Source organism: Pseudonocardia sp. GCM10023141 (assembly GCF_042653605.1).
On the sequence record NZ_JBHSIR010000068.1, the window covers coordinates 110,621 to 122,984 of the forward strand.

Here is a 12,364-nt window from a genome sequence, read left to right on the forward strand (position 1 = left end):
GCGATGACGGCACTGCAGGACGCCCCCGTCAGCACCACCCGCCGCGACGACCGCGCCCACGTCTTCCACTCCTGGTCGGCGCAGGCGCAGATCGACCCGATGCCGATCGAGCGCGCCGACGGCTCCTACTTCTGGGACGAGAACGGCAAGCGCTACCTCGACTTCTCCTCGCAGCTGGTCAACGTCAACATCGGCTACCAGCACCCGCGGCTCGTCGCGGCGATCGCCGAGCAGGCCGCCAAGCTCTGCACGGTGGCGCCCGGCTTCGCCAACGACGCCCGCTCCACCGCGGCGCGCATGATCGCCGAGGTGGCCCCCGGCGATCTCGACAAGGTGTTCTTCACCAACGGCGGCGCCGAGGCCAACGAGAACGCCGTGCGCATGGCGCGGCTGCACACCGGGCGCCACAAGGTGCTCGCCGCCTACCGCAGCTACCACGGCGCCACGGCCGGGGCGATCGCGCTCACCGGCGACCCGCGCCGCTGGGCGTCGGAGCCCGGGCTGCCCGGCATCGTCAGGTACTGGGGCCCCTACCCCTACCGCTCGGCGTTCCACGCCGTCGACGAGCAGCAGGAGGGCGAGCGAGCCCTCGCGCACCTGCGCAGCACCCTCGAGGTCGAGGGGCCGCACACGGTGGCCGCGATCATCCTGGAGACCGTCGTCGGCACCAACGGCGTGCTCGTCCCGCCCCCCGGTTACCTCGCCGGGGTCCGGGCGCTGTGCGACGAGTTCGGGATCGTGCTCATCGCCGACGAGGTGATGTCCGGATTCGGCCGCTGCGGAGAGTGGTTCGCGGTGGACCGCTGGGGCGTCACCCCCGACCTGATCACCTTCGCCAAGGGCGTCAACTCCGGCTACGTCCCGCTCGGTGGCGTCGTGATCTCCGCGGCGATCGCTGCCACCTTCGCCGACCGGCCCTTCCCCGGCGGGCTCACCTACTCCGGGCACCCGCTGGCCTGCGCGTCCGCGGTGGCCTCGATGCAGGTGTTCCACGACGAGGACATCCCTGGCCGGGCCCGACGCCTCGGTGCCGAGGTGATCGGACCGGAGCTGCGGGCGCTGCAGGAGCGACACCCGTCGATCGGTGAGGTGCGCGGGCTCGGCGCGATGTGGGCGATCGAGCTGGTGCGCAACCGGGAGACCCGCGAGCCGCTGGTGCCGTTCAACGCGAGCGGTCCGGCAGCGGCGCCGATGGCGGGCGTCGTGGCGGCGTGCAAGGAGCGCGGCCTCTGGCCGTTCGTGCACTTCAACCGGCTGCACGTGGTGCCGCCCTGCACCACCACCGCCGACGAGATCCGCGAGGGAGTCGCCGTTCTGGATGCGGCGCTGGAGGGGGCTGACCGATACTGCGCCCCATGAAGATCGTGACGGGTCCGCGGATCCTGCCCCTGGACGGCACCGCACCGGAGGCGCTCGCCGTCGACGGGGACCGGGTGGTGGCGTCCGGATCACGTGCTGAGCTGCGTTCCCGGTTCGCCGGGGCGGAGCAGGTGGATCTCGACGGCGCGCTGCTCGTCCCCGGGTTCAACGACGCGCACTGCCACCCGTCGCAGGCCGCGCTGGCCAGGGTGCGGGCCGACCTGACCGGCGCGACGACGCTCGACGATGTCCGGGCGGTGCTCGGCGCCGAGGCGGCGGCGACACCGGCCGGGGAGTGGGTGGTCGGCCAGCCGATCAACGAGAGCCGGCTGCCCGGCGTCGACCGGGACCTGCTCGACTCGATCTCCACCGCCCACCCGATCGTCGTGGTGCAGTACACGTTCCACCGCGCGGTGGTGAACAGCCGCGCGCTGGAGCTGCTCGGCTACCGGACACCCGCCGACGCCCCGCCCGGCGGCGAGCTGCGCGTCGACGCCGACGGGCGCCTCAACGGCTGGCTGCTGGAGCGGGCCTGGCTGGATCCGTGGCTGCCCGGGCTCGGGCACTCCTCGATCGCGGCGGCCGGCACGACCGATGACCAGGTCCGGGCCCTCCGGGAGATCAACGCCGAGCTGCACGCGGTGGGCATCACGTCCTACTGCGACGCGATCGTCACGCCGCTGGAGCTGCGGATGTTCACCGCGGCGCGTGATGCGGGCGTGCTGACACCGCGGGTGAGCGCGCTGCTGTGGCACACCTACTACGACGCGGCGACGTGGCCCGCCGAGCAACCGGACGCGGCGCGGCTGCAGCTGGCCGGCGTCAAGATGATGCTCGACGGCGCGTTCTCCGGCGGCACCTGCCTGTGCCGGCACCCCTATGCCAGCGCCACCGGCGGCGACAACGGCCTGCAGGTGCTCTCGGACGCCGACTTCACCGCGAGGGTCCGCGACATCGACGCCGCCGGGATCCGCGTGGCGGTGCACGCCAACGGGGACCTCGCGATCGCGAAGGTGCTCGACGCGCTGGAGTCACTCCCTGCGCGGGCCGGGCGCCCCAACCACCGGATCGAGCACTGCAGCATCGTCGACGAGTCGCTGATCGGGAGGATCAAGGCCACCGGCGTCACGCCGGTGCCGTTCGGGCCGTTCATCGCGCTGTTCGGGGAGGCCGTCACGGGCTTCTACGGAGCCGAGCGGGCCGGGATGGCGTGCGCGCACCGATCGCTGCTGGACGCGGGTGTCACGGTCGGCGGGTCGTCGGACTTCCCGATCGTCCCCATCGACCCGCTGATCGCGCTGCAGAGCCTCGTGACGCGGCGCACCGCGGCCGGTCTGGTGGTCGGCGAGCACCAGCGGCTCGACGTGGAGCGGGCGCTGGGCGTCTACACGGCGGGATCGGCGCACGCCACGGGCGAATCCGCGATCAAGGGGACACTGGCGCCGGGGATGCTGGCAGACTTCGTGGTGCTCGACGCCGACCTGACCGAGGTCGCGCCCGACGAGATCGCCGGGGTCGGCGTGCGCTCGACCTGGGTGGGTGGGGAGCAGGTGTGGGCGGCGGGGTGATGCCCTCCCCCACGTCCGGCCCGGGTTGCAGGGGCGCCGGGCGATGCGGCCCCACGGTGACCCGTTGCAGGGCCCGCCGAGCTACCCCGCCGCAACGTCGTCCGACGCCCGCAGCACCCGCAGGGCGTTGCGCCCGGCCAGCTTGATGCAGTCCTGCTCGCTCCAGCCCCGTTCCAGCAGCGCGGTGAAGAGCACCGGGTAGCGCGAGACGTCCTGCAGACCCACCGGGAGCCGGTCGACGCCGTCGTAGTCGCCACCGATGCCGATGTGGTCGATGCCCGCCACCTCGCGCACGTGCTCGACGTGCGCGATCACGTCGTCGAGGGTGGCCTCCGGGCGGGGTGGTCCGTCCCAGGTGGCGAGGAACTCGTCACGGACCCCGCCGTCCTTGCCGTCCCGACCCGATGCGGTGATCGCGTCCTGCACCTGCGACGCCCAGCCCTGCACCGCCGCGGAGACGAAGTACGGCACGAACGTCACCATGCAGACGCCGCCGTTGGCCGGCAGCGCGGCGAGGACGTCGTCGGGCACGTTGCGCGGGTGGTCGGTGACGGCGCGGCTCGACGAGTGCGTGAACATCACCGGCGCGCTGGTGGTGGCCAGCGCGTCCCGCATCGTCGACGGCGCCACGTGCGAGAGGTCGACGAGCATGCCGATGCGGTTCATCTCGCGCACCACGTCGCGCCCGAAGTCGGTGAGGCCGCCGTGCACGGGCTCGTCGGTGGCGGAATCGGCCCAGTCGGTGTTGTCGTTGTGCGTCAACGTCATGTAGCGGACGCCGAGGCGCCGTAGCGCGCGCAGCGTGCCCAGCGAGTTGCCGATGCTGTGCCCGCCCTCCGCCCCGAGCAGCGACGCGACCTTGCCTGCGGCGAACGCCGCCTCCGCGGCGTCGGCGGTGAGCGCGAGGCCGAGGTCGTCTGGGTAGCGCTCCGTGAGCTGGTGCACGAGCTCCACCTGCTCGAACACCGACGTCACGGCGTCGACGGGAGACAGGGTGCTCGGCACGTAGACCGACCAGAACTGCGCGCCGACGTGTCCCTGGCGCAGCCGCGGGATGTCGGTGTGCAGCCCGGGCACGTCGTGGGTGAGGTCGGCGCCGCCGACGGCCGCGCTGGGGTCGGGGCCGGCCAGCTTGCGCAGCGCCCATGGCAGGTCGTTGTGGCCGTCGACCAGCGGGTTGGCCGCCAACAACGCTTCGGCCCGGTCGTGTGCTGTGAGGGTTTCCACCCTGCCATCCTCACCCGCGGGCACCGGCCGTGGCACGGTGGATGCCATGGCGTCTCCCCCGCGCGACCGCGATCCAGCCGGCCGGGCCCGCAACGCCCGCCCCCGCGACGCCGCGGGCCGTCCACTTCCCCGCGGCGCCGCGAGCGGGCTCGAGCGGGTTCCGGACGATCTCGTGCTCACCGCCGACGAGTCGGTCACCGAGGCCCAGCGCCTGCTCGACACCGATCTGCCGTTCTCCGCGCACGAGGTGCTGGAGGGTGCCTGGAAGGCCGCGCCCGAGTACGACAAGCCGTGCTGGCGGGCGCTGGCGCAGCTCGCCGTCGGCCTGACCCACGCCCAGCGCGGCAACGCGCGCGGCGCCGTCTCGCTCCTGGAGCGCGCCGCCGACGGGCTGCGCCGCTGGGCGGGTGACTACCCGGCGGGCGTGGACGGGGTGGCGGTCGCGAACGCCGCCGACGCGCTCGTGGCGCGGATCGCGGACGGCGGCACGCTCGATGCGGCGGACCTCAGGGTGCGGCTACGCCCCTGAGCGCGGTGCGCAGCCGCTCGATGTCGTCCTCGTGGTTGTAGACGTGCACGGCGAGCCGCAGGTTGCCGTCGCGGGCCGCGGCCACGATCCCCCGCTCGGCCAGCTCCCCGAGCAGTGCCGCCGGTTCGTGTCGGCCCAGCGGGACGCTCACGATCGTGCTGCGCTGCGACGCGGGCAGCTCGACGGGATGCCAGCCGGCATCGTCGAGCGCGGTGCGGAGCAGGGCGGCGAGGTCGCGGTTGCGCGCGTAGGCGGCGGCCGCGCCGAGCTCGTCGAAGAGGCTCAGCGCCGCGCGGTTGCCGATCGCCGCGAACCAGCTGATCGAGTTGTCGAACCGCGACGCCGTGCTCGACAGCGCCATCTCGGGGCCGAAGAAGCTGTCCAGCGGCACCGCACCCGCCTTCCAGCCCGCGTTGATCGGCGTGAACCGCTCCTGCGCCGTCGCGGACAGGTAGCAATAACCCATGCCCCGTCCCGCGTTGAGCAGGAACTTGTGGTCCGGCACCACCAGCACGTCGACGTGTTCCAGCTCCGGTGCCACGGGCAGTGCGCCGACCAGCTGCGACCCGTCGACGAACACCAGCGCGCCCACCGCGCGGGCCGACCGGCCGATCGCGGCGATGTCGCAGCGGTGCCCGGTGGCCGTCTGGACGGCGCTGAACGCCACCAGCCGGGTGCCCGCGTCGATGTGCGCGCCGACGTCACCCGCGTCGAGGCCGCCGCCGCGGAACGGGACCTGCCGGACGTCGTAGCCCTTCCCGGCCAGCTGCCGCCACGGGAAGTGGTTGGAGCTGTACTCACGCTCGCCGATCACGACGTTCGCGCCCGGTTCGGCGGTGTCGAACTGGGCCGCGACGAGGCCGGCGGCCGCCGATACCGACGGGATCAGCGCGACGTCCGCCGCCGCGGCCCCGATCAGCCGGGCGACGGCCGAGCGGGCGTCGTCGGCCGCCTGCTCCCCGATCCGGAAGTCGAACCCGGACGCCTCCCAGTCCGCGATCGCGCTCCGGTAGGCGTCGGCGACCCGAACGCTCGCCAGCCCCACCGCCGCGGTGTTGAAGTAGGCCCGCCCGGTCGTGGCCGGGAAGAGGCGGCGCACCTCGCGGATGTCCATCGGGTCAGGCCTCCACGGCGGGCGTCTCGGCCGCGCCGTGGCGCCCTGCCCCTGCCGCGAACCGCGCCGCCCCGGCCAGCGCGTCGGCGCCCAGCGACACCAGCCCGTGCTCGTACTCGGCCGCCAGCGCCGCGGTCTCGTCCAGCCCCTCCTGCTCCAGCACCGCGAGCCGGTCCTGGCGCAGGCAGGTCTGCGGCAGCGCGGCGAGGTCGGTGGCGAGCGCCTGCGCCGCGGCCAGCGCCTCCCCGGCCGGGACGACGCGGTTGGCCAGCCCGATCGCGAGCGCCTCGGCCGCATCGACGGCCCGCCCGGTCAGGATGAGGTCCATCGCCCGGCTCGCACCGATCAGCCGCGGCAGCCGGACCGTGCCGCCGTCGATCAAGGGGACGCCCCAACGCCTACAGAACACCCCGAACACCGCCGTGTCACCGGCCACGCGCAGGTCGCACCACAGCGCGAGCTCCAGCCCGCCTGCCACGGCCGGGCCCTCGATCGCGGCGATCACCGGCTTGGACAGCCGCATGCGGGTGGGGCCCATCGGCCCGTCGCCGTCGGGCGCGACCCGGTTGCCGCGCTCGGTGCCGACGGCCGTCAGGTCGGCTCCCGCACAGAACACCCCGCCCGCACCGTGCAGCACGGCGACGGCCGCCGCGTCATCGGCGTCGAAGGCGCGGAAGGCGTCGGCAAGTGCCGCGGCGGTGGCCCCGTCGACGGCGTTGCGCCGCGCCGGGCGCGACAGCAGGACGGTGGTGACGGGCCCGGCCCGCTCGACCCGGACGGCGGAGGTGGTCATTGCCCCAGCCTAGGGAGCCTGCGGAACGTGCCGAACGCCGTTGCAGAGAGTCCGTCATGGCCTGCGGCCGCCATGAGCAATGAGAATCCGGGCTGTCGGCTGCGGTTGCGGAGCATGCCCCGGTTCTACGGCGCCCTCGCCGGGCGGCCAGATCAGCAGGAAGGGTTCGTGCCCTCCGGCGTGCGCGGCTCGGCAGGCCCGTGACGGCTCGGGTAGGGGTGCGGCGCGGATTCTCCGGTCGAGCCGCACGCCACAGCCCTGCCGGGGGCGTTGTGGTGCGGCTCGCGCGGATCTTGAGCACCGAGCCGCACGGCAGGGCCCCAGTCGGGGCGGTGGTGTGCGGTTCGCGGCCGCTCGGGGTCCGGCGCTCTCTGCGGCCATAGGGCGCCACCGCACGCGCCGATGGCAGGAAAGCCACTTTCCCGCAACCACGTTGCGGGAAAGTGGCTTTCCTGCAACCTCCGCGCGAACTGTCGGGCCGGCCGTCGCGGCACCGAGCCCTACAGGTCCCGGAACGTCTCGATCCGGGCGCCGAGCAGGTTGAGCCGCTGCGCGAGCTGCTCGTAGCCGCGGTCGATCACGTAGACGTTGCGCAGCACGGACGTTCCCTTCGCCGCGAGCATCGCCAGCAGCACCACCACGGCGGGGCGCAGCGCGGGCGGGCAGATGACCTCGGCACCCGACCAGTGCGTCGGGCCCTGCACGTAGACGCGGTGCGGGTCCATCAACGTGACGCTCGCGCCCAGTTTCGTGAGCTCGGTCAGGTACAGCGCGCGGTTCTCGTAGACCCAGTCGTGGATCAGCGTGGAACCGGCCGCCGTCGCCGCGATGAGCGCGAAGAACGGCAGGTTGTCGATGTTCAGCCCGGGGAACGGCATCGGGTGGATCTTGTCGCGCGGCGCCCGCAGCGCGCTGGGCCGCACCGTCAGGTCCACCAGCCGCGTGCGCCCGTTGACGGCCGGGTACTCCGGGGTGCGGTCGTGGTCGAGTCCCATCTCCTCGAGCAGGGCGAGCTCGATCTCCAGGAACTCGATCGGGCAGCGCTCGATGGTGATCTCCGACCCGGTGACGATGGCGGCGGTGAGCAGGCTCATCGCCTCGATCGGGTCCTCCGACGGCGCGTAGTCCACGGAGCGGTGCAGGTCGGGCACACCGTGCACGGACAGCGTGGTGGTGCCGATGCCGTCGATCCGCACGCCCAGCTCGACGAGGAAGAAGCACAGGTCCTGCACCATGTAGTTCGGGCTGGCGTTGCGGATCACCGTGACGCCCGCGCAGCGCGCGGCCGCGAGCAGGGCGTTCTCGGTGACGGTGTCGCCGCGCTCGGTCAGCACGATCGGCCGCGTGGGGCGCACCGACCGGTCCACGTGCACGTGGTAGCGCCCGTCGGCGGCCTTCACCTCGAGCCCGAACGGTCGCAGCGCGCTCAGGTGGGGCTCCACCGTGCGGGTGCCGAGCGCGCAGCCGCCGGCGTAGGGCAGCTCGAACGTGTCCTCGGAGTGCAGCAGCGGGCCGAGGAACATGATGATGCTGCGGGTGCGCCGGGCGGCCTCGACGTCCATCGACGCCAGGTCCAGCCGGGCCGGCGTGATGATCTCCAGGTCGTTGTCGGCGTTGAGCCAGCGGGTGCGCACGCCGATGCTGTGCAGGACCTCGAGGATGCGGTTGACCTCCTCGATGCGCGCCACCTTGCGCAGCACCGTGCGCCCGGCGTTGAGCAGCGACGCGCACAGCAGCGCCACGCCCGCGTTCTTGCTCGTCTTGACGGTGACGGTGCCCGCGAGCCGCGAGCCGCCCACCACCCGCAGGTGCATGGGGCCCGACCGTCCGAGCGAGACGATCTCGGAGTCCAGTGCCGTGCTGATCCGCGTCAGCAGCTCCATGCTCAGGTTCTGGTTGCCCTGCTCGATCCGGTTGATCGCGCTCTGGCTGGTGCCGACGGCGTCGGCCAGCTGCGACTGCGTCCAGCGGTGGTGCTTGCGGGCGTCGCGGACCAGTCCCCCGATGCGGCGCAGCGACCCGGTCAGCAGTTCCGTTCCGTCAGCCATGACGGGAACGCTATCTCACGTGTGACGTCACACTGGCCGTGGACACCGATGGTTCAGCTCGGGAAGCTTCTTCCACCCGCTCCGTGGTGTCGCACGAAATCCCTCTCGACCGCAGGCCACAGCACCCGAGATCATGCCTCATGGCCCTCTCCACCCCGGTCCTCACCGACGGCGTCGTGACGCTGCGCACCCACACCCCCCACGACGTCGACGACATGATCGCGATGGGCACCGATCCCGAGACCGTCCGGTGGACCACCGTCCCGACGCCCTACGAGCGGTCCCATGCCCTCGACTGGGTCGAGCTCTCCGCCGGCGAGCGCCCGAGGGACGCCACCGCGCACCGCTGGGCCATCGAGGCGGCCGACGGCTCGACCCCGCGGTTCGCGGGCAACATCGACCTGCGCCTCGACGGCGCTCCCGACCTCGGCTACGCGCTCGCCCCATGGGCCCGTGGCCGGGGACTCATGCAGCGGGCCGTCCGGCTCGTCACCGCCTGGGCCTTCGACGCGCTCGGCCTGCCGGTCGTGCACTGGTCGGCCCACGCCGGCAACTTCGCGTCCTGGCGGGTCGCGCACGCCTGCGGGTTCACCTACCAGGGCGCCGTGCCGCTGAGCCAGCCGCAGCGCGGCACGCTGCACGACGGCTGGTTCGCCACGCTGCGGCCCGACGACGACACGTCGATCCCGCGCACCACCTGGTGGCCGGTGCCGGTGCTGGAGAACGAACGGGTGCGGCTGCGTCCCTTCACCGACGCCGACGTCCCGCGCATCGTCGAGGCGTGCTCCGACGAGCGGACACGCCGCTGGCTCACGCTGATCCCGCACCCCTACACCGAGGAGTCGGCGCGCGCGTTCATCCGCACCAACGAGCTGGAGGGCTCACTCGGCAAGAAGGTGAGCTGGGCCGTCGTCGACCCGGCCGACGACCTGCTGCTGGCCAACGTCGGCATCTTCCGGCTCGACGGCCCGTTCAACCCGACCGGCGCCGAGATCGGCTACTGGGCGCACCCGCAGGCGCGCGGCCGCGGCGTGGTCAGCACGGCCGTCCAGCTCGTGCTCGACCACGCGTTCACGCCCGTCGAGAAGGCCGGGCTCGGTCGCAGCCGGGTGGTGGTCGGCGCGTCGTGGACCAACACGGCGAGCAGGCGGGTGGCCGAGGCCAATGGGTTCACGCTCTACGCGCACACCCGTATGGAGGGCCTGATCGGGCTGGGCGACGACATGGAGCTCGACGACGGCGCCTGGTACGAGCTGCTCGCCGTCGACCACTGAGTCACCCTGCGCACCGGCTCGCGAGCGCCGCCAGCTTGTGGCTCGCCAGCTCCGCGAGCACCGCGGCGCCGTCACCGAGCACGGCGTCGTCGAACAGGGCCAGCGGCGAGTGGTTGTTGGCGGCTCGGCCCCAGTCGAGGTCGGCGGGGACGGCTCCGAGCGCGAGGAACGCGCCGGGCACCTCGTCGAGCACGCGGGAGAAGTCCTCCGAGGCCGGGATCGGGTTGGCCGCCCACGCGACACGCTGCTCGCCGAGCACCTCGGTGACGACGTCGACGGCGAACTCCGCCTCCGCGGCGTCGTTGACCGTGACCGGGTACAGGTCGGTGTACTCGACGTCGACCGCGACGCCGTGCGCTGCCCCGACACCCTGGCAGACCTGCACGAACCCGTCCCGGACCGCCGCGTGGGACTCCCGGGAGAACGACCGGACCGTCGCCTCGAACACCGCCTCGTCGGGGATGATGTTGAACTGCGTGCCGGCGTGGAACGTCCCGACGGTGACGACGACGGGGTCGAAGACGTCGAACCGGCGCGTGACGTAGGTCTGCAGCGCCGTGACCATCTCCGCCGCCGCGGCGATCGGGTCCTTCGCCCGGTGCGGCATGGAACCGTGCCCACCCGCGCCGCGCACCACGACCCGGACCGTGTCCGCGGCGGCGAGGATCGGCCCCCGCCGCGTCACGAACACCCCCGGCGGCATCCCGGCCGACATCACGTGCAACCCGTAGGCATGGTCGACGCGCGGTCCCGCCGCGTCCAGGACCCCTTCGGCCAGCATCGCCGCGGCGCCGTCGAAACCCTCCTCGCCGGGCTGGAACATGAACACGACCTGCCCCGCCAGCTGCTCCCGGCGGGCGGCCAGCAGCTGGGCGGCGCCGACGAGCATCGACGTGTGCAGGTCGTGGCCGCAGGCGTGCATCGTGTCGCCCGTCTGCGACGCGTAGTCGAGGCCGCTGCGCTCGGCCAGCGGTAGCGCGTCCATGTCGCCGCGCAGCAGCACCGTCGCGCCGGGACGGCCGCCCCGCAGGACGGCCGTCACCGACGTCAGCCCGGTACCGGTCGCGATCTCCAGCGGCAGCCCGTCGAGCGCGTGCAGCACCTTCTCCTGGGTGCGGGGCAGCTGCAGCCCGAGCTCGGGCTCGGCGTGCAGGCGACGCCGCAGCTGCACCAGCTCGGGGTGCAGGCTGCCGGCGTCGTCGACGATACCGCTGGTCATGCGGGAACTCCCTGGGTCGGCGGGCGGGGCTCCCCAGCATGCGCCTCGGGCGGGTCAGTTGCCGCCCGCGGTGAGGGTGACGTCGATGGGCTTGAAGCCCGCTCCGACGACGTCGACGTTCTGGCCCTTGAGCAGCGCGATCGCCTTCGTCACGTAGTCGTTGGTGTAGGCCGTGGCGTCGGGATCCTTGGTGATCACCGTCTGGCCGTCGGCGTTGACGGCGGTGCGGGCGACCTTGACCGTCTGCGCCCACAGCGCCGGGTCGATCGTGCCGGCACCCGCGGCAGGTGACGGCCAGATCAGCTTGTTCACCTCGTTGACCTGCCAGAGCTGGTGGCTCGCGCCGAGCTTCGACCCGGCCTTGACGACGAGGTCACGGCAGGCCGAGGCGTTGTCGCGACAGTAGGCCCAGCCCTTGAGCGACGCGGCGATGAACTTCACCGTCGTGTCCTGGTAGGCGGGGTCGGACAGCTTCTGGGTGTTGGCCCAGATCGCGTCCTGCAGCATCGCCGTACCGGCGGTGTTCCAGTCGATGATGTTGAAGTCCGACGGCTTGTAGAGCTGGCCGGTGGCCGGGTTCTTGGCCTCGAGCACCTGCGCGTACTCGTTGTAGGCCATGGCCTGCGCGGCGTCGATGTCACCGGAGAGCAGCGCCTGCATGTCGAACTGCTGCTGCACGAGCGTCACCCCGGTCGACGGCTTGATCCCGGCCGCCGTCATGCCCGCGAACAGCTCGAACTCGTTGCCGAAGCCCCAGTTGCCGACCTTCTTGCCGGCCAGATCGGCCGGCTTGGTGATGTTCTTGTTCGCGAACGACACCTGGTAGGTGCCGGAGCGCTGGAAGACCTGCGCGACGTCGGTGATGCCCGCGCCCTGCTCGCGGGAGGCGAGCGCCTTGGGCACCCACGCGATCGCGTAGTCGGCCTGGCCCTGCGCCAGCACTGTCTGCGGCACGATGTCGACGCCGCCCTCCTTGATCGTGACGTCGAGGCCCTGCTCCTTGTAGAAGCCCTGGTCGCGGGCCGCGATGTAGCCGGCGAACTGGCCCTGGGTGAACCACTGCAGCTGCAGCGTCACCTTCGTGGTCGCGCCGGCGGCACCGGTGGCGTCCCCGGGCGCGGTGGTGCCGCTGGGGTTCGTCGAGCAGGCCGTGGCGAGTGCGGCCGTGACGGCGGCCGCGATCGCGAGGACACGCAGGCGGCGTGGAGATCGACTCATGGGGTACCTCCGGGG

The 12,364-nt window shown here is 72.8% G+C and carries 10 protein-coding genes; 4 read left to right on the plus strand and 6 right to left on the minus strand.

The annotated features are described in order from the left end of the window. Positions 1-3: 3 nt before the first annotated feature. Positions 4-1,359: an aspartate aminotransferase family protein gene (locus ACFPFQ_RS39905; RefSeq protein WP_379628446.1), complete on the plus strand. Its 1,356-nt coding sequence runs from the start codon at positions 4-6 to the stop codon at positions 1,357-1,359. After that, on the plus strand, positions 1,356-2,927 hold the full coding sequence (locus ACFPFQ_RS39910) for an amidohydrolase (protein WP_379628447.1): 1,572 nt from the start codon (positions 1,356-1,358) through the stop codon (positions 2,925-2,927). Before ACFPFQ_RS39905 ends, ACFPFQ_RS39910 begins: the two co-directional genes overlap by 4 nt. A gap of 81 nt (positions 2,928-3,008) precedes the next feature. Here the strand turns inward: ACFPFQ_RS39910 and ACFPFQ_RS39915 are convergent, their stop codons facing one another. After that, positions 3,009-4,154, minus strand: a complete 1,146-nt coding sequence (locus tag ACFPFQ_RS39915; RefSeq protein WP_379628448.1) for a dipeptidase — start codon at positions 4,152-4,154, stop codon at positions 3,009-3,011. Positions 4,155-4,200: 46 nt separating this feature from the next. Here ACFPFQ_RS39915 and ACFPFQ_RS39920 point away from each other — a divergent pair, with 46 nt between their 5' ends. Further along, on the plus strand, positions 4,201-4,683 hold the full coding sequence (locus tag ACFPFQ_RS39920) for a DUF309 domain-containing protein (protein ID WP_379628449.1): 483 nt from the start codon (positions 4,201-4,203) through the stop codon (positions 4,681-4,683). Here ACFPFQ_RS39920 and ACFPFQ_RS39925 read toward each other — a convergent pair. From ACFPFQ_RS39925 to ACFPFQ_RS39935, 3 genes are all read right to left on the minus strand, one after another. Continuing rightward, the gene (locus ACFPFQ_RS39925; protein WP_379628450.1) at positions 4,661-5,797 is read right to left on the minus strand and encodes an aminotransferase class V-fold PLP-dependent enzyme; all 1,137 of its coding nucleotides are present in this window, start codon (positions 5,795-5,797) and stop codon (positions 4,661-4,663) included. The genes ACFPFQ_RS39920 and ACFPFQ_RS39925 overlap by 23 nt on opposite strands. Before the next feature lie 4 nt (positions 5,798-5,801). Beyond that, complete coding sequence (locus tag ACFPFQ_RS39930; protein WP_379628451.1) at positions 5,802-6,590, minus strand: crotonase/enoyl-CoA hydratase family protein; 789 nt, start codon at positions 6,588-6,590, stop codon at positions 5,802-5,804. Positions 6,591-7,090: 500 nt separating this feature from the next. After that, positions 7,091-8,638, minus strand: coding sequence for a UDP-N-acetylglucosamine 1-carboxyvinyltransferase (locus tag ACFPFQ_RS39935; protein WP_379628452.1), 1,548 nt, complete (start codon positions 8,636-8,638; stop codon positions 7,091-7,093). A 140-nt stretch (positions 8,639-8,778) separates the two neighbouring features. Here ACFPFQ_RS39935 and ACFPFQ_RS39940 point away from each other — a divergent pair, with 140 nt between their 5' ends. After that, positions 8,779-9,912, plus strand: coding sequence for a GNAT family N-acetyltransferase (locus tag ACFPFQ_RS39940; protein ID WP_379628453.1), 1,134 nt, complete (start codon positions 8,779-8,781; stop codon positions 9,910-9,912). Position 9,913: 1 nt separating this feature from the next. Here ACFPFQ_RS39940 and ACFPFQ_RS39945 read toward each other — a convergent pair whose 3' ends face one another. Both ACFPFQ_RS39945 and ACFPFQ_RS39950 read right to left on the minus strand, forming a co-directional pair. Continuing rightward, complete coding sequence (locus ACFPFQ_RS39945; RefSeq protein WP_379628454.1) at positions 9,914-11,131, minus strand: M20 metallopeptidase family protein; 1,218 nt, start codon at positions 11,129-11,131, stop codon at positions 9,914-9,916. Positions 11,132-11,185: 54 nt separating this feature from the next. Beyond that, positions 11,186-12,349, minus strand: coding sequence for an ABC transporter substrate-binding protein (locus tag ACFPFQ_RS39950; RefSeq protein ID WP_379628455.1), 1,164 nt, complete (start codon positions 12,347-12,349; stop codon positions 11,186-11,188). Positions 12,350-12,364 lie beyond the last annotated feature (15 nt).